The organism is Roseococcus sp. (assembly GCF_965227005.1).
Lineage (GTDB): Bacteria > Pseudomonadota > Alphaproteobacteria > Acetobacterales > Acetobacteraceae > Roseococcus.
In genome coordinates, this window is sequence record NZ_CBDDFJ010000003.1 from 95,679 (window position 1) to 111,911 (window position 16,233).

15 protein-coding genes are annotated in these 16,233 nt (G+C 67.6%); 13 read left to right on the plus strand and 2 right to left on the minus strand.

Features of this window, described 5'->3' with window-relative positions:
- The first annotated feature begins 55 nt into the window (after nucleotides 1-55).
- Both ACO057_RS00680 and ACO057_RS00685 read left to right on the plus strand, forming a co-directional pair.
- Nucleotides 56-1,885, plus strand: coding sequence for an ATP-dependent nuclease (locus ACO057_RS00680; RefSeq protein ID WP_421988424.1), 1,830 nt, complete (start codon nucleotides 56-58; stop codon nucleotides 1,883-1,885).
- Between the two features lie 164 nt (nucleotides 1,886-2,049).
- A complete protein-coding gene (locus ACO057_RS00685; protein WP_421988425.1) occupies nucleotides 2,050-2,703 on the plus strand; it encodes a transposase in 654 nt (217 codons plus the stop codon).
- 8 nt (nucleotides 2,704-2,711) lie between these two features.
- Here the strand turns inward: ACO057_RS00685 and ACO057_RS00690 are convergent, their stop codons facing one another.
- Nucleotides 2,712-3,878 (minus strand): methyltransferase domain-containing protein, encoded by a 1,167-nt coding sequence (locus tag ACO057_RS00690; protein WP_421988426.1) that lies wholly within the window; start codon nucleotides 3,876-3,878, stop codon nucleotides 2,712-2,714.
- Between the two features lie 130 nt (nucleotides 3,879-4,008).
- Here ACO057_RS00690 and ACO057_RS00695 point away from each other — a divergent pair, with 130 nt between their 5' ends.
- From ACO057_RS00695 to ACO057_RS00730, 8 genes are all read left to right on the plus strand, one after another.
- Nucleotides 4,009-4,998 carry a tripartite tricarboxylate transporter substrate binding protein BugD gene (locus tag ACO057_RS00695; RefSeq protein WP_421988427.1) on the plus strand — a complete coding sequence of 330 codons (990 nt, stop codon included), beginning with the start codon at nucleotides 4,009-4,011 and terminating at the stop codon, nucleotides 4,996-4,998.
- Nucleotides 4,999-5,075: 77 nt separating this feature from the next.
- Nucleotides 5,076-5,618 (plus strand): invasion associated locus B family protein, encoded by a 543-nt coding sequence (locus ACO057_RS00700; protein WP_421988428.1) that lies wholly within the window; start codon nucleotides 5,076-5,078, stop codon nucleotides 5,616-5,618.
- A 79-nt stretch (nucleotides 5,619-5,697) separates the two neighbouring features.
- Nucleotides 5,698-6,552, plus strand: a complete 855-nt coding sequence (locus ACO057_RS00705) for an ABC transporter permease (RefSeq protein ID WP_421988429.1) — start codon at nucleotides 5,698-5,700, stop codon at nucleotides 6,550-6,552.
- On the plus strand, nucleotides 6,552-7,622 hold the full coding sequence (locus ACO057_RS00710) for an ABC transporter ATP-binding protein (RefSeq protein ID WP_421988430.1): 1,071 nt from the start codon (nucleotides 6,552-6,554) through the stop codon (nucleotides 7,620-7,622). The genes ACO057_RS00705 and ACO057_RS00710 overlap by 1 nt, the downstream gene beginning before the upstream one ends.
- Nucleotides 7,623-7,625: 3 nt before the next feature.
- The gene (locus tag ACO057_RS00715) at nucleotides 7,626-8,660 is read left to right on the plus strand and encodes an ABC transporter substrate-binding protein (protein WP_421988431.1); all 1,035 of its coding nucleotides are present in this window, start codon (nucleotides 7,626-7,628) and stop codon (nucleotides 8,658-8,660) included.
- A gap of 4 nt (nucleotides 8,661-8,664) precedes the next feature.
- Nucleotides 8,665-9,510 (plus strand): ABC transporter permease, encoded by an 846-nt coding sequence (locus ACO057_RS00720; RefSeq protein ID WP_421988432.1) that lies wholly within the window; start codon nucleotides 8,665-8,667, stop codon nucleotides 9,508-9,510.
- Nucleotides 9,507-11,102, plus strand: a complete 1,596-nt coding sequence (locus ACO057_RS00725; RefSeq protein ID WP_421988433.1) for an amidohydrolase family protein — start codon at nucleotides 9,507-9,509, stop codon at nucleotides 11,100-11,102. Before ACO057_RS00720 ends, ACO057_RS00725 begins: the two co-directional genes overlap by 4 nt.
- Nucleotides 11,099-12,064: a CobW family GTP-binding protein gene (locus ACO057_RS00730; protein ID WP_421988434.1), complete on the plus strand. Its 966-nt coding sequence runs from the start codon at nucleotides 11,099-11,101 to the stop codon at nucleotides 12,062-12,064. The genes ACO057_RS00725 and ACO057_RS00730 overlap by 4 nt, the downstream gene beginning before the upstream one ends.
- Nucleotides 12,065-12,071: 7 nt before the next feature.
- Here ACO057_RS00730 and ACO057_RS00735 read toward each other — a convergent pair whose 3' ends face one another.
- Nucleotides 12,072-12,413 (minus strand): hypothetical protein, encoded by a 342-nt coding sequence (locus ACO057_RS00735; protein WP_421988435.1) that lies wholly within the window; start codon nucleotides 12,411-12,413, stop codon nucleotides 12,072-12,074.
- Between the two features lie 361 nt (nucleotides 12,414-12,774).
- On the opposite strand from ACO057_RS00735, the gene ACO057_RS00740 reads away from it, so the two are divergent.
- The 3 genes from ACO057_RS00740 to ACO057_RS00750 are packed head-to-tail and all read left to right on the plus strand — an operon-like array spanning nucleotide 12,775 to nucleotide 16,229.
- Entirely contained in the window at nucleotides 12,775-14,364 is a 1,590-nt protein-coding gene (locus ACO057_RS00740) for an ABC transporter substrate-binding protein (RefSeq protein ID WP_421988436.1), read from the plus strand.
- Nucleotides 14,365-14,368: 4 nt separating this feature from the next.
- A complete protein-coding gene (locus ACO057_RS00745) occupies nucleotides 14,369-15,316 on the plus strand; it encodes an ABC transporter permease (RefSeq protein ID WP_421988437.1) in 948 nt (315 codons plus the stop codon).
- A gap of 10 nt (nucleotides 15,317-15,326) precedes the next feature.
- Entirely contained in the window at nucleotides 15,327-16,229 is a 903-nt protein-coding gene (locus ACO057_RS00750; protein WP_421988438.1) for an ABC transporter permease, read from the plus strand.
- Nucleotides 16,230-16,233 lie beyond the last annotated feature (4 nt).

A 16,233-nucleotide genomic window follows, 5' to 3' on the forward strand; every position in this document is an offset into this window, starting at 1 on the left:
CGGCAACATTAGTATAAACAGTGAGCAAGCTTGGCCACTCGGGATCAAAGTCCCTTTGCTAGGAAATTCCGCGACCGAAGGGATAGTAAACATTCGGCCCGGCATCACCACACTGGTCGGCCCGAACGGCAGTGGAAAGACACGTGCCCTGCGCGCAATCAAGACTGCCCTCGATGCTACAGGCGCCATTGCAACTCATAATCGCAAGACGTACTTCCTGGCGGCCGGGAGAAACAGCCCACTAGAGACCTTTCGTGCATCAGTCGACAGTCCGGGTGGAATAAATACTATGGATGCGGCAGTGGGCCATTCAAGCTATTTAGGGAGCTGGTGGACCATCGAGAGTATAACTGGAATTCTACTTGTACTAGAAAATCGTTCCGATCTACGCTTAAAGATCGAAGCACGACTTCAACAGTTATTTGATCGCAGTGTACAGCTTGCGTGGTCACAGCAGGGCCTCAACGTCCGAATATCACCTATGTCTGGCGGCACTTCCTATGCAGCAAATCATGAGGCAAGCGGCATTCTTCATCTTGTGGCTCTACTTGCAGCTATTCACAACGATGAAATTGGCGCCCTGCTTATCGATGAACCGGAGATTTCCCTGCATCCGCAACACCAAGCCTTTCTGCTCGAGGAAATGGAGAAGGTCGCGGGTGATCCATCTGACCCTACGCGAAAGCTCATTGTGATCGCCACGCATTCTGCGTCTCTGCTACCGCTTCGACGCATCAGCGAATTACCCAGTATTGCCTTTTTCAACTCCGTCCGTGAACCTCCGGCACAAGTGTCGGTTGATGCTGATATTCTAAAACGAACTAGGTTAGCGGCGATGATAGCCCGGCTTGGCTCGACCCATCGCATAGCAATGTTTGCTGAGCGTGTTCTACTGGTCGAAGGACCCAGCGACGAGATCATCGCTACGCAGCTCGCTCGCCGCCTCGATCTGCGGCTGCTTGCGCGCAACGCGCAGGTTCTTCCGGTTATTGGTAAGGGTGAATTCGTTGAAGTTTTGAAACTATTCGGCCTAATGAACAAACATGCCGCCGTTCTAGCGGACTTGGACGCCCTAGCGGACAGCAATAGCCTAGTAAGCCATTTCAGCACATTGCCCAAGGCCGCTGCAGTAGCCAATCAGCGCGGACGAGCCACTCTCACCGACCTCGACAGTGATCTGCGTAATGCCCTGGCGACGTTCATGGCTAACCATCAAGCCGCGGTCGATACCGCCGCGAAAACTTATCCTGATTGGTCGAGCAAGGAGTCGACTGCACTTGCCAAACGCAGAGTAACGCTTGCGCGGGTGCTGACCGATCCAACGAGCTTCGATGACGCCGCTGCCTCCGCTGAAGCGACAAGCCTACGGACGCGTTATGATACACTGCTCGATGCGCTTGCCGAGTTAGGTTGTTTCTTTTTGCGACGAGGCGCTATCGAGAATTACTATAAAATAACAGCCACAGATCGTGGAAAACCGGATTTTGCTGCCGAAGAAGCGGCTCAATTTGAGGAAACTGATACCAAATATCTCAGACAGAATTATAAGACTATTTTTTCTGCCCTCTCACATATTGCATCCAATCAGACCGTAGACGAGAATAAACTGCTTCGTCCGAAGTTAGGCGCCGTACTTTCGTCAGTTTTTCTCGGCATGAATCACGAAAGTTCCGACGATCAACTAAACATAATCGCCAAGACCACAATAGGTGCTGATGCCGATATATTCCTACTATCAAATCGGTCAGAGAAAAATGAATTGCGCGTCAAGGTTAATATATCATCACCATTGTTCCAGCGTGACACTTTCCCTTTCGAAGTAGGCCAGAGCGAGAATACCAACGTCGTCGTTCCCTACGTGCTGCCTAGCCCTGAGTCAGGTTAAAATTGAGCGCCCGCGAGGAGTGGTAATGTCTCGGCTTTGATGCGCGAAAATGGGCGGGGTGACTGCCGGAACGGTTAATGGCGAAGTTTGACGAAGCAAAGTCAAACTCAGACTATGCATAAATGTTCTTGATTTGTTCTTAATCTTTAAACCATAAATGGCGGATGCCCCTCCGTCTCCTCCTCCCCGCCTGCCTCCGCGAACCCTACATCCGCCCCCGCGGCCCCCGCCCACGGCCGCCCGCGCGCCTCCTCATCCCCCACGCCCCGCTCACCGACGAGGAATGGCACGCCCTCCTCCCCCATCTCCCCGCCCACGCCAGCGGCCGCCCCTGCGACCAGCGCGCCCATCTCGATGCCATCTTCCGCGTCGCCGCCACCGAAGGGGCCTGGCGCGAGCTCCCCGAGGAATACGGCAAGGCCGCCACTGTCGCGCGCCACTTCCGCCGCCTCACCCATGCCGGGCTGTGGGAACGCCTGCTTCGCGCCTTGGCCGCCGCGCCGGCGGGCCACGTCCTGCGCCGGCTCGAGGGCTATATCTGCCGCGCCGCCCGCCGCGCCATCCGGCTGCGCGGCCTGGCGCTGATCGTCCTCGCCCGCCGGCTCAGGCTGCTGCGGGCCTTGCCGGGCCCGCCCTGGATGGTCGCCCATCCGGATTTGTCCGAAATCATCCATCGGCTGCCGATTGCGCAGCGCATAAAATCCTGGCGTCGCGACAAGCCCGCCGCCCTCGGCTTCCTGCGCGGGCTGATGCACCTCCACACCCTCACCGGGGGGCGGCACTACATCCCCAGGCCCATCCGGGAGTGCTGGGTTTGAGCCCGGTGTCAGCCCCCGAGGCGGAACAGCACCCCCGCCACATCCGCGCCCTTCTCCCGGCGCAGCACCGCCTCCTGCCGCGCCAGGACCGTGAGCCCCGCCGCCTCGGCCAGGGTCGCGGCATGGTCGGCATTGTGCCGGTAGCGCAGCCCCTCCCCGAGCGCGACCGCCGCCTCGCCCGCCTCCAGGCTGAACACCGCCGTCCCGCCGGGCCGCAGCGCCGTGCGGATCGCGGCCAGAGCCGGGCCGAGGTCACCCAGGTAGTTCAGCACATCCGCCGCCGCCACGATGTCCCAGGCGGCCGCGCGGCGCGGCAGGAAATCGAGCAGATCCGCCTCGTGCAGCGCGGCGTAGATGCCGCGTGCCCGCGCCTCGGCCAGCATGCGCGGCGAGAGGTCCAGCCCCTCCAGCCGGGTGGCGAAGGGCTTGAGCGCCAGGCCGGACAGGCCCGTGCCGCAGCCCAGGTCCAGCACGCGGCCGGGGGCCACGCCCTCCAGCATCGCGGCCAGCAAGGCGGGGGTGCGGTAGCCGAGCGCGCCCTCGAGCTCCGCGTCGAACCTGGGGGCAAAGGCGTCGAAGAGCTCGCGCACATAGGCCGCCGGGGCGCGGGCGGGCAGCGGGGCGGCGCCCAGCCCGGCGAGGAGGAAGCCCGCCTGCTCGGCCAGCGGGCCGGTCACGCGCCGGGCGGCCTCGCGCCCGGCGTCGCCCTCGCCGGCCTCGCGCGCGGCATGGGCCAGAGCGAGCCAGACCTCGGCGGCCTGGGGGGCGAGGCGCGCGGCCTCGCGCAGGGGCTCCAGGGCGTCATGCGCGCGGCCGGCCGCCGTCAGGGCCTGGCCGAGATTGCGCAGGCTCATCGCGTCGGCGGGGTTCAGCGCCAGGGCCCGGCGCAGGGCGGCGATCGCCTCGCCGAGCCGTCCGGCCTCGGCCAAAGTCGCGCCGTGATTGGCCTGGAACAGCGCGGAATCGGGCAGGCTCGCCACGGCGCGCGCCGCATGGGCCAAAGCGGCGGCGAGGTCTCCGCGCTGGCGGGCGCAGATGCCCAGCAGGTTCTCCGCATCCGGGTGCGCGGGGGCCAGACGGAGCGCGCGGCGGTACAGGCCCTCGGCCTCGGCGACCTGTCCGGCGCGGTGGCGTTCCATGCCGCGTCGCAGCAATTCCTCGGCGGTGATCTTCATGGCTGCGTCTTATGGGGTGATTTCGCGCGAGATCGATGCATGACGCTGAGTTTAGGCATTGCCAAGATTGCGTCCAATGACCAGAAAATTGCCGGCGTCCAATCGAATGATCCCCTTGATGGAGGAAACCATGTCCCGCCTCAACCGGCGCATCCTGCCCGCGTTGGCAGCCGCCGCGCTCGCGGCCTTCGCCTCCGCCCCGGCTTCCGCGCAGAGCTTCCCGACCCGCACCATTACCGTCATCGTCCCCTTCGCGGCGGGCGGGCCGACCGACACCGTGGCCCGCCTCGTCGCCGAGCAGATCGGCCGTGACCTGGGCCAGACCGTCGTCATCGAGAATGTCGGCGGCGCCGGCGGCACGCTGGGCGCCCAGCGCACGGCCGTGGCCCGGCCGGACGGCTACAACCTGCTGATCCACCACATCGGCATGAGCACGATCCCGACGCTCTATCGCCGCCTCGCCTATGACGCGGTGAACGGCTTCGAGCCGGTCGGCCTCATCACCGAGGTGCCGATGACCATCATCGGCAAGCGCAATCTCCCGGCCAATAACCTGCAGGAGCTGGTGACGCTGGTGCGGCGCGAGGGCCAGGGCATCAACCTCGCCAATGCCGGCGTGGGTGCGGCGAGCCATCTGTGCGGCCTGCTCTTCCAGTCCTCGCTGAACGTGCAGCTGACCACCGTGCCCTATCGCGGCACGGGCCCGGCGATGAACGACCTCGTCGGCGGCACGGTCGACCTGATGTGCGACCAGACGACCAACACGACCGAGCATATCCGCGCCAATACCGTGCGCGCCTATGCGGTGACGACGCCGACGCGCCTCTCCTCCCTGCCCGACCTGCCCACGGCCAATGAGGCCGGCATGCCCGGCTTCGAGGTGAGCGTCTGGCACGGGCTCTACGCGCCGCGCGGCACGCCGACCGAGGTCGTGGCGCGCCTGTCGCGCGCGCTGCAGGTCGCCCTGCGCGAGCCCGGCCTGGTCCGCCGCTTCCAGGACCTCGGCACCGAGCCGGTGGCGCAGGAGCGCGCGACGCCGGAGGCGCATCGCGCCTTCTGGACGGCGGACATCGCCCGCTGGCGTCCGGTGATCCAGGCGGCCGGTCAGTTCGCCGACTGAGCGACCTAAGGGGGCGGCCACGATTTGGGCCGCCCCGACCGCCGTTCTATGCTGGGCGCCAGACCGGATCCGGATTCATGATGCGCCCCCTTTTCGCCGTTCTCGCCGCCAGCCTCGCCGCGAGTTCCCCCGCCTGGGCCCAGCAGCGCCCCGCGCCACCCGCCGCCACCTCGCCCGAGCGTACCTCCGCCACCTATGGCGACTGGGTGATGCGCTGCGAGACGCGCACGGCGCCCGCCACCGGCCGGGGCTGCGAACTGCTGCAATCCCTGCAGGACCAGCGCGGCCAGCCCGTCGCGCAATTCGCGCTCGGCCGCATCCATCGCGAAGACCCGATGCGACTCGTGGTGCTCATCCCCTCCAACATCACCATCGCGGTGCCGATGCGGCTCAGCCTGGGCGATGGCGGCGCGGCCGTCCCGGTCACACTCAAGGCCTGCGGCCCGCGCGGCTGCGTTGCCGATACGGAGCTGGGTGCCGCGCTTCTGACCCGTATGCGCGCCCGCGAAACGCGCGGCCAGCTCGAATATCGCGACGCGCTCAATGCCGAGGTCGCGCTGCCCTTCTCGACGCGGGGCCTCGGCCAGGCGCTGGATGCGCTCGGGCGCGAGGGCTTCTGAACAGGCTGCTGGACAGGCGTCGCCGGATCGCTCCACTCTTCGCGACGGTCCGGACCGTTCTTGCGTCGAGGAGCTTGGCATGCGCGCGGCACTGCAGGAGGGACCGGCCGCAGCACGGCCCCTGAGGCTGCCCGGCTTCCTGCGCCGGCTGCCCTTTCGGCTTCTCGTGCTGGCCGCCTTCGTGGTGATGCTGGCGCCCGTCGCCACGGTCGTCGTCATCAGCGTCTTCCGCGACGAGATCGTGTCCTTCCCGCCCTCGGGCCTGACGCTCAGCTGGTACGTCAATGCCTGGGAGCGGCGGGAATTCGCCCGAGGCTTCGTCACCAGCCTCCAGGTCGCCGCACTCGCCACCTGCATCGGCGTCCCGCTCGGAACGGCCGCCGCCTATGCCATCGTGCGGGGCGGGATGCGCGGCGCTTCCGCGATGAGCACGCTGCTGCTCGCGCCGCTCGCGGTGCCGGCGGTCGTCGCGGGTACGGCGCTCTACATGTTCTACCTTCGCGCCGAATTCTGGCTCGACCGCGACATCGCCGCGACGCTGGAAAGTCTCGTCGCGGCCCATGTCCTGCTGACCATCCCCTGGACCGTGCGGCTGGTGACGGCGAGCCTGCAGGGGCTCGACCGCGCCGCCGAGGAAGCCGCCGCCAATCTCGGCGCGAGGCCCCTCACGGTCTTTCGCCGCGTGACGCTGCCGGCCATGCGCTCGGGCATCATCGCCGCCTGCCTATTCTCCTTCATCCAGAGCTTCGAGAACCTGGAGCTGAGCCTGCTGCTGGTCGGTCCGGGTCGCACGACGCTGCCGGTCGCGATGCTGAACTATCTGGAATTCCGCGTGGACCCCACGCTCGCGGCCGTCGCCACCGTGCAGATCCTGGTCGTCGCCGTGCTCATGCTCGTCACCGACCGCTTCGTCTCCATCGCAAGGACCGTCTGATGGGAAGCCTTGTTCTCGAGGCCCTGGCCAAGCGTTACGGCAATTCCATCGCCGTGGAGCGGGTGGACCTCCAGGTGCGTCAGGGCGAGATGGTGGCCCTTCTTGGCCCCTCGGGCTGCGGCAAGACGACGACGCTGCGCATGGTGGCGGGTTTCGTGGCGCCCAGCGCGGGCCGCGTGCTGATCGGCGACACGGATGTCACCCAGGCGCCGCCCCATGCGCGCGACACCGGCATGGTCTTCCAGTCCTACGCGCTCTTCCCGCACATGACCGTCGCGTCCAATGTCGCCTTCGGCCTGGAGATGCGCAATGTCGGCCGCGCCGAGCGCGACACGCGGGTGCGCGAGGCCCTGCGCCTCGTGCGGCTGGACGGGCTGGAGGATCGCCTCCCCCGCCAGCTCTCCGGCGGTCAGCAGCAACGCGTGGCGCTGGCGCGCGCCCTCGTCGTGAACCCTGCCGTCTTCCTGCTGGACGAGCCGCTGAGCAATCTCGACGCCAAGCTGCGCGGCGAGGTGCGGATGGAGATCCGCGCCTTGCAGCAGCGCCTCGGCCTGACGACGCTGATCGTGACGCATGACCAGGAGGAGGCCCTCACCATGGCCGACCGGCTGGTGGTGATGGAGCGCGGCCGCGTCTGCCAGGTCGGTACGGCCGAGGAGCTTTACGAGAGTCCTGCCAATCCCTTCGTCGCCGGCTTCGTCGGGCAGTGCAATCTCATCGTTGGCGCGCTGGAGGCGCCCGGCGCCTTCCGCGCCGCTTCCGGCGCGCTGCTCTCCTGCGCGACCACGCCCCCGCCGCCGGGGCGCTACGTCCTGGCGCTGCGGCCCGAGCGCATCGAAGTGGCGCCGGCGGCCGACGGCCCCATCCGGTTGCGCGCGGTCACCTATCTCGGCCCGCTCACCGAATACCATCTCGACCTCGATGGAACGCCGCTCATGGCCATCCGCCCGACGCCGGCCAAGGACGATCCGCTGCGCCGCATTTCCGCGGGTGACGCCGTATCCCTTTCATGGGACGCTTCCGCCGCCCGGCTGCTGTCCGCTGAACAACCCGACGAGCGAGGAGCCTGATCCATGAACATCACCCGGCGTGCCGCCCTGGCCAGTGCCGCCATCGCCGCCGCCTCGGCGGGCCTTCCCAATCCCGCCTTCTCCCAGGCCCGGCAGGTGGTGGTGGGCACCTGGGGCGGCGATTACGGCGAGCTGCTGCGCCAGAACATCGACGTCCCGCTCATCGCGCCCCAGGGCATCGAGGTCCTGCAGGACATCGCGAACGCCGACCCGCGCAAGACCAAGATTCTCGCCGAGCGCACCGCGCGCCGCGGCACGATGGATGTCGCGTGCCTGTCCGACACCGACATGAACATGATGTCCCAGCAGAACGCGCTGGAGACGCTGGACACGAGCAAGCTCTCGCGCTGGGGTTCCGTCGTGCCCGCGCTGCGCAAGCCCTATGCGGTGCCGCACATCTATTCGGCGCTGGTGCTGCTCTACAATCCGAGCAAGGTGACGACGCCGCCCACCGGCTTCTCCGACATGTGGGACCCGAAATATCGCGGCCGCGTCGGCTTCTCGGACATCCTCTATTCCACCAACACCTTCGCCGCGGCGATGGCGGGCGGCGGCAGCTTCAGCGACTACCGCCCGTCCCAGGCCAAGCTCATGGAGCTGCGCGGCCTGGATGCCAAGATCTACCCCTCCAACGAGGCGCTCGCGACGGCGCTGAAGGAGGAGGAAGTGTGGATGACGCCGATGTGGCTGGCGCGCGGCTATATGTGGCAGAAGGCCGGCATTCCGCTGCGCCACGTCGTTCCGCGCGAAGGCGTTTACGCCATCCTCTTCGAGGCGGCGATGACGCGCAACAGCCGCAACAAGGAGGCCGCCTACGCCTATCTCGACGCGATGCTGCGCGCCGAGGCGCAGGTCGCCTTCGCGGACCGCATGGGCTACCTGCCGACCGTGACGGATGCGCGCCTGCCGCCCGCCGTCGCGGCAGCGATCAGCCTGAGCGAGGCCGACCAGGCGCGGCTGCGCTCGCCGGATTACGACTATCTGATCCGCAGCCATGCCGAGATTCTGGATTTCTGGAATCGTCAGTTCAAGGGCTGACGCCTTGGCCGCGCTCGTCCTTCCCGCCGGGCTGCTCGTCGCGATGCTTCTCATCGCGCCGATGGTGCTGCTGTTCCGCATCTCGCTGAACGAATACAGCCCGACCGAGATGATGATCGAGGCGACGACCGCGGCCAATTACCTGCGCGCCGTCAACGATCCCTATTACCGCTCGGTGCTGCTGACCACGCTGTCGGTGGCGCTGGGAAGCACGCTGCTGACCCTCGGCCTCGGCTTTCCCACCGCCTATTGGCTCGCGCGGATGGAGAGCCGGTGGAAGAGCTTCGCCACCATCGTGGTGATGTTTCCACTGCTCGTCGGCAATGTGGTGCGGGCGGCGGGCTGGCTCGCGCTGCTGGGCAATGGCGGGGCGATCAACGCCTCGCTGCTCGGCCTGGGGCTCATCTCCGCGCCGCTGCCGCTCATCTACAACACCGGCGCGGTGGTGCTGGGCATCGTGGCGGTGGTGCTGCCCTATATGATCCTCACCCTCTCGGCGGTGATCGAGAGCATTCCGCGCAACGTGGAGGAGGCCGCTTCCAATCTCGGCGCGCGATCCTGGACGGTGTTCCGGCGCGTCGTGCTGCCGCTGGCCCTGCCCGGCGTGGCGGCCGGATCGGTGCTCGTCTTCGTGCTCTGCATGAACACCTATGCCAGCGCGGTGCTGCTCGGCGGGCCGCGCTTCAAGATGATGGCGCCCGCCGTCTACGACCAGTTCGTGCGGGGCAATAACTGGCCCTTCGGCGCGGCGCTGGCCTTCATCCTGCTCACCATCACTCTGGTGCTGACCGTTCTCGGCAGCGCCGCTCTCGGCCGGCGCTACCGCCGGACGAAGGAGGAAGCTTCATGACGACCGACGAAACGCCCGGTATCGGCCTGGAGATCACGGCCAAGAACACGAAGCTCGGCATGCCGCCGGTGCCGGCCGCCACCGGCCGCGATCGCGGGACGGGTCCGTATCGCCGCCTCGTTCTGCGCGGCGCACAGGTCATCGACGGCACCGGCGCGCCGCCCTGGGGCCCGGCCGATATCGTCATCGAGGGCGACCGGATCGCCAGCATCACGCCGGTCGGCACGCCGCACCGGCCGATCAGCCCCTCGCGCCGCCCTCCGGCCGGGGACCACGAGATCGACTGCCACGGCAAGTTCGTCACACCCGGGCTGATCGACTGCCACACCCATATCGGCGTGGCCTATCATGCCCTGCACGGCGCCGTCGCGCCGGCGGACTACGTCTACAAGCTGTGGCTCGCCCATGGCGTGACGACGGTGCGCGAGATGGGCTGCTTCAACGGGCTCGACTGGGTGGCGGAGCAGCGCGAGGCCTCGGCGGCCAACCGCATCGCCGCGCCGCGCATCGTGGCGCACCCCTACTTCCCCGCCGTGAACGACATGCTCAAGACCATCCACACGCCCGACCAGGCGCGGGACTGGCTGCGCAAGGCCAAGGACAAGGGCGCGGACGGGGTGAAGTTCTTCGGCGCGCCGCCGGCCATCATGCGCGCCGCGCTCGAGGAATGCGGCAAGCTCGGCCTGCGCAGCGGCTGCCACCACGCGCAGCAGGCGGTGACGCGCATGAACGCGCTGACCACCGCGCGCTGGGGCCTGACCAGCGCCGAGCATTACTACGGCCTGCCGGAGGCGCTCTATGCCGACCGCGTGGTCCAGGATTATCCGCCCGATTACAGCTACAGCGACGAGTACTTCCGGTTTTCCGCCGCGGGCCAGACCTTCCTGCAGGCGGCCGAGCCCGGCAGCGCCAAGTGGAACGAGGTGCTGGAGCATTTCCTCGAGCTCGACTTCACCTTCGTGCCCACCTTCACGATCTACGACGCCAATCGCGACCTCATGCGCTTCCGCCGCGCCGACTGGCATGACGACCACACCTGGCCGAGCATGTGGCGCTACTTCCAGCCCTCGCGCGGCGGACACGGGGCCTATTGGTACCGCTGGTCCATCGGCAACGAGGTGGAGTGGAAGGCGCATTACCGCCTCTGGATGCAGTTCCTCAACGCCTACAAGAATCGCGGCGGGCGGGTCTGCACGGGCAGCGATTCCGGCTTCATCTTCCAGACCTTCGGCTTCGGCTATATCCGCGAGCTGGAGCTGCTGCAGGAGGCCGGCTTCAACCCGCTGGAGGTGCTGCGCTCCGCCACCATCCAGGGCGCGGAGCTTCTGGGCATCGACGGCGAAACGGGCAGCATCGAGGTCGGCAAGATCGCGGACCTGCTCGTGCTCGACGAGAACCCGCTGGCCGACTTCAAGCTTCTCTACGGCACGGGCGCCCTTCGACTGAACGAGGAGACCAACAAGGGCGAGTGGCGCCGCGCATTGAAATATACCATCCGCGCCGGGCTGGTCTTCGATGCGGAGGAGCTGCTGGCGGATGTCCGCGCCATGGTGGCCGGGCAGAAGGCCATCGAGGCTGCCGCGCCGGCATGACCGCCTTCATCCTCCTCGCGGGGTTCCTGGGCAGCGGCAAGACCGCGCTTCTGGTGGACTGGCTGAGCCTGCCCGAGGCGGCGGATACAGCCGTCATCGTCAACGAGGCCGGCGAGATCAATGTCGACGGCGCCATCCTCGCGGAGGGCGGCTCGGTGCCGATGACCATGCTGACCAACGGCTGCGTCTGCTGCTCGCTGACAAGCGATCTCGTCTTCACCATTCGCGCTTTGGTCGATGCGCGGGAGGCGTCGGGCCTGCCGCCGTTCCGGCGCATCGTGCTGGAGGGCTCGGGCCTGTCGCGCCCGGGGCCGATCCTGCGCTCGCTCGCCCCCCTCGCACCGCTGCGCCTGGCGGTGCAGGTCGTAGCCACTTGCGATGCGACGCGCCTGGTGCAGCAATCCGCCGAATTCGACGAGGTGGCCGCGCAGCTGGCGGCGGCCGGGACCATCGTGGTCACCAAGACCGACCTGGGCGATCCGGCGGCCGCGCTGGAGCTGGCCCGTTCGGTGAACCCGCTGGCCCAATATGTCGTCGAGCCGGACCGGCTGGCCCGCGCGCGGGCGGCCTTCCTGCCCGCTCCGCCCGGTTGGGGCGCACCCGAGGCGCCGGCCGGGCGGCATCCGCGCATCTCCGTCCTGCGGCTGACCTTCACCGAGGCGGCGAGCTGGGACGATCGCCTGGACGCCATGGAGGATCTGGCCGCCTTCTGCGGCGAGCGCCTGCTGCGCGTGAAGGGCTTTCTCCGGCGGCCGGGCGTTGAGGTGCCGCTGCTCGTCCAGGCGGTCGGCACGCTCTTCGCGCCGCCCTCGCCGATCCCCGCCGCGCGCGGGGCCGCCGAGGGACTGGTGGTGATCGCGCGGGATCTGGGGCTGGTCGAGTTGCAGGCGGGGCTCGCCGCCTCGCCCGTCCGCATCGCCGCCTTCGAGGGGGCCTCCGCGCTCGCCTGCACGCCGGCCTGAGCCGGGTTCAGGCGTTGGGGATGCCGCCCTTGCCCGCATAGCGCTGGATGGTCGCGCCGGCCGCCAGATGCGGATAGGCCTTGGCGCCCTTGCGCCAGGTCCGCGCGAAAGCGGCCACCTCGGCATGGTCCATCTTGCGGATGGTGCGCACGAGCGTCGCCGCGGCCTTGGCCGGACGCAGCTTCTCCTTGCGGGTGAGGTGGACCAGCCATTCCTTCGCGCGCAGCGGGCACCAGTCCACGAGGGATTCCTGCAGCGCCCGGCGCACCTCCGCCGGCAGCTCCTCGAAGGCGCGATAGCGATCGCCCTTCAGCGGGCTGAAGGGTTTCGTGGCCGTGCTGTTGTCCATCCGCGCCTCCTAGCCGAGCCACGGCCTTGCGCGAAGCATTTCCTGCGAGCGGCGGCGGCATGGATGGCATGCCCTCGCCAGGCATCGGCGGGTTTCGTCGCGGATTAATGTCTGGCCTTCAATACATACCGGACTTGGCGCGTCTTGCCTCCCACGCATGCAGTTGCTGCGAAACATTGCCGCAGTTCCGGCGCGGGGGCCGAAAACGACCCCTCCCCGGCTCCAGATTCCGGTTGAGACGGATTTCCGCGCCGGCCTAGCCTTTCTTCGGGACCGCTCTCCTCGAAGGGCGCGGCACAGGGATCCAGTCGCACTCCACGTCATTCCGGCCGGCCATGGGGCTGTCCGAACGGGAGTTCACATGCCGAGACCCTTCCTCGCCCTCGCCGCCGGCCTTGCGGTCCTTGCCACCCTCGCGGCACCTCCCGCCCGAGCGCAGGAGACCGTCCTGCGCGTCGCCATGACCGCCGGCGACATCCCTATCACCGCCGGCATGCCCGACCAGGGCTTCGAGGGGTTCCGCTTCGTCGGCTACTCCCTTTACGACGCGCTGGTCGGCTGGGACCTCTCGCGCAGCGACGTGGCGGCCGACATCAGGCCCGGCCTCGCCGAATCCTGGGAGATCGATCCCGCCAACAACCGCCGCTGGATCTTCCGCCTGCGCCAGGGCGTGAAGTTCCATGACGGCTCGCCCTTCACCGCCGCCGATGTCGTGTGGAACATGGAGCGCTACACGCGCGAGGGCGCGCCGCAGTTCAACCCGCGCCAGTTCGCCTTCGCGCGACCCTATCTCGGCAATTTCGAGAGCATCGAGGCGGTGGACGACCACACGGTCGCCATCACCACGAAGCAGACGGACAGCCTGCTGCCCTACAACATGAGCTTCATCATGATGGTCAGCCCGCGTCGCTCGGCCGAGGTGAACAACGACGCCGACGCCTTCGCGCGCAACCCCTCCGGCACCGGCCCCTGGCGCTTCTCGCGCATGGTGCCCGGCGAGCGGCTCGAGCTCGTGCGCAACGCCGATTACTGGGACCGCAACCGCGTGCCCAAGACCGATCGCCTGGTCCTGCTGCCGATGCCCGAGGCCTCGACCCGCACCGCCGCGCTGCTCTCTGGCCAGGTGGATTTCATCGAGGCGCCGGCGCCCGACGCCATCCCGCGCCTGCGCTCCTCGCGCATGCAGATCGTCACCAACTCCTATCCGCACAACTGGTCCTACCAGCTCAACTTCGTGGACGGCCCCTTCGCCGATGTGCGCGTCCGCCGCGCGGCCAATCACGCGCTGAACCGCCCCGACTTCAAGGAAATGCTCGGCGGCGTGGCGCTGGAGGGCTACGCCAACCTGCCTCCCGGCGTGCCCTATTACGGCAATCCCACGCGCTACATGTATGACCCCGCCCGTGCCCGCGCCTTGCTGCGCGAGGCGAACTGCCTGCCCTGCCGCGTGACGCTGGCGATCTCCACCTCCGGCTCGGGCCAGATGCAGCCGCTGCCGATGAACGAGCTGGTGAAGGCGCAGCTGGAGGCCGCCGGCTTCCAGGTCACGCTGCAGACCATGGATTGGAACGCGTTGCTGCAGGTGGGCCGCGACGGCCGCGAGCGGCACCAGGGCATCCACGGCATCAACATCAGCCGCTCGCTGCAGGATCCCTTCAACGGGATGTTCCGTTTCGTCTGGAGCCGCCAGGCCGCGCCCGCCGGCTCCAACTGGGGCCACTACCGCAGCGCGGAGATGGACGCGCTGATCGACCAGGCGCTCAGCACCTTCGATCCCGTGGCGCGCAACGCGGTCCTCACCCAGATCCACGAGAAGATGAGCGAGGACGCCGTGATGCTCTGGGTCGTGCACGACCTGAACCCGCGCGCCATGTCCCCGCGCGTGCGCGGCTTCGTACAGGCGCAGAGCTGGTTCCAGGACCTGACGCCGATCACCATGGCGCCGCGCTGACGCGATGCTGGGATACGTGATCCGGCGGCTTCTGGCCGCGATCCCCATCGCACTGGGCGTCTCGATGATCTGCTTCGCGCTGGTCTTCCTGGCGCCGGGCGACCCCATCCAGACCCTGCTGCCGCCGGATGCGGACGCCGAGACCGTGGACCGCCTCAAGCGGATGTACGGCCTCGACCGGCCGCTGCCCATTCAGTACCTCGACTGGCTCTGGCGCGTGATGCATGGCGATTTCGGCCGCTCCATCGCCAATGGCCGTCCGGTGCTGGAGGAGATCCAGCGCTCGCTCGGCAACACGATTCTCCTGGCAACGGTGGCGGTGCTCATCGCCTTCAGCGTCGCCTTCATCCTGGGCACCGTCGCCGGGCGCAAATCCGGCACCTGGATCGACCGCATGGTGACCGGCGTCGCCGTGCTCGGCGTCTCGGTGCCCAACTACTGGCTAGGGATCGTGCTGGTCATCATCTTCTCGGTGGAGATGATGATCCTGCCCGCCTCCGGCACGGCGGGCGACACCTTCGACCCCACGAGCTGGGACCACCTGCAATATCTCGTCCTGCCGGTGATCACGCTCTCCATGATTCCCGTCGGCATCATCGCGCGCACCACGCGCTCGGCGATCTCGGAGGTGATGAACCAGGAATTCGTCGTCACCCTGCGTGCCAACGGCCTGCCGGAATGGCGCGTGCTCAAGCACGCCATCAAGAACGCCCTGCCGCCGGTGCTGGCCGTGATGGGGCTGCAGTTCGGCACGCTGATGGGCGGCTCCATCCTGGTGGAGACCGTCTTCTCCTGGCCGGGCAGCGGCTATCTGCTGAGCAAGGCCATCCTCAACCGCGACATCCCGATTTTGCAGGGCGCGATCCTCGTCCTGGCGATGATCTTCGTTGTCACCAACCTCGCCGTGGACCTCATCCAGTCCACCCTCGACCCACGCATCCGGCGTGGCTGAAAGGACGAGCATGTCCACCGCCCTCAGCGACACTCTCCCCGCCGAGACCACCGAGCTCGCTCTGCCCAGCCAGCGCGGCTATTGGGGCACGGTCGGCTATCGCCTGCGCTACGACTACGTGACGCTCTTCTTCCTGTCCGTGCTCACGCTCATCATCCTGGCGGCGGTCTTCGCGCCGCTCATCGCGCCCTTCGACCCCTACCAGGAAAGCATCATCCGCCGGCTCAAGCCGCCGGGCTACATGGATCGCTACTGGCTCGGCACGGACGAGCTGGGGCGCGACGTGCTCTCCCGCCTGCTCCATGGCGGGCGCATCACGCTGACGATGGGCATGCTGCCGGTGCTCGTCGCAACGCTGATCGGCGGCAGCCTCGGCGTGCTCGCCGGCTATACCGGCGGCGTGATCAACATGGCGATCATGCGCACGGTGGACGTGTTCTACGCCTTCCCCTCGGTGCTGCTGGCCGTCGCCATCTCGGGCGCCATGGGCGGCGGCGCGGTGAACGGCATGATCGCGCTGTCGCTCGTCTTCATCCCGCCGCTCTGCCGCGTGGCCGAGACGGCGACTACCCAGGTCCGCAACCTCGATTTCGTGGATGCCGCGCGCGCGACCGGCGCGCCGATGCGCCTCGTGCTCTGGCACCATGTGCTGGGCAATGTGCTGGGACCGGTACTGATCTACGCCTCCAGCCTGATCTCGGTCGCGATCATCCTGGCCTCGGGCCTCTCCTTCCTCGGCCTCGGCGTGAAGCCGCCGGATCCGGATTGGGGCCTCATGCTGAACGCGCTCCGCCAGTCGATCTATGTGAATCCGCTGGTCGCGGCGATGCCCGGCATCGCCATCCTCATCACCTCCATCAGCATGAACCTGGTGAGCGACGGTCTGCGCTCGGCCATGGACGTGCGGAGCTAGGACG

Coding starts and splice junctions, on each gene's coding strand:
- ACO057_RS00750 (WP_421988438.1), top strand. CDS start 15,327: ATGTCCACCGCCCTCAGCGACACTCTCCCCGCCGAGACCACCGAGCTC.
- ACO057_RS00740 (WP_421988436.1), top strand. CDS start 12,775: ATGCCGAGACCCTTCCTCGCCCTCGCCGCCGGCCTTGCGGTCCTTGCC.
- ACO057_RS00710 (WP_421988430.1), top strand. CDS start 6,552: ATGGGAAGCCTTGTTCTCGAGGCCCTGGCCAAGCGTTACGGCAATTCC.
- ACO057_RS00745 (WP_421988437.1), top strand. CDS start 14,369: ATGCTGGGATACGTGATCCGGCGGCTTCTGGCCGCGATCCCCATCGCA.
- ACO057_RS00685 (WP_421988425.1), top strand. CDS start 2,050: ATGCCCCTCCGTCTCCTCCTCCCCGCCTGCCTCCGCGAACCCTACATC.
- ACO057_RS00730 (WP_421988434.1), top strand. CDS start 11,099: ATGACCGCCTTCATCCTCCTCGCGGGGTTCCTGGGCAGCGGCAAGACC.
- ACO057_RS00715 (WP_421988431.1), top strand. CDS start 7,626: ATGAACATCACCCGGCGTGCCGCCCTGGCCAGTGCCGCCATCGCCGCC.
- ACO057_RS00690 (WP_421988426.1), bottom strand. CDS start 3,878: ATGAAGATCACCGCCGAGGAATTGCTGCGACGCGGCATGGAACGCCAC.
- ACO057_RS00705 (WP_421988429.1), top strand. CDS start 5,698: ATGCGCGCGGCACTGCAGGAGGGACCGGCCGCAGCACGGCCCCTGAGG.
- ACO057_RS00695 (WP_421988427.1), top strand. CDS start 4,009: ATGTCCCGCCTCAACCGGCGCATCCTGCCCGCGTTGGCAGCCGCCGCG.
- ACO057_RS00725 (WP_421988433.1), top strand. CDS start 9,507: ATGACGACCGACGAAACGCCCGGTATCGGCCTGGAGATCACGGCCAAG.
- ACO057_RS00735 (WP_421988435.1), bottom strand. CDS start 12,413: ATGGACAACAGCACGGCCACGAAACCCTTCAGCCCGCTGAAGGGCGAT.
- ACO057_RS00700 (WP_421988428.1), top strand. CDS start 5,076: ATGATGCGCCCCCTTTTCGCCGTTCTCGCCGCCAGCCTCGCCGCGAGT.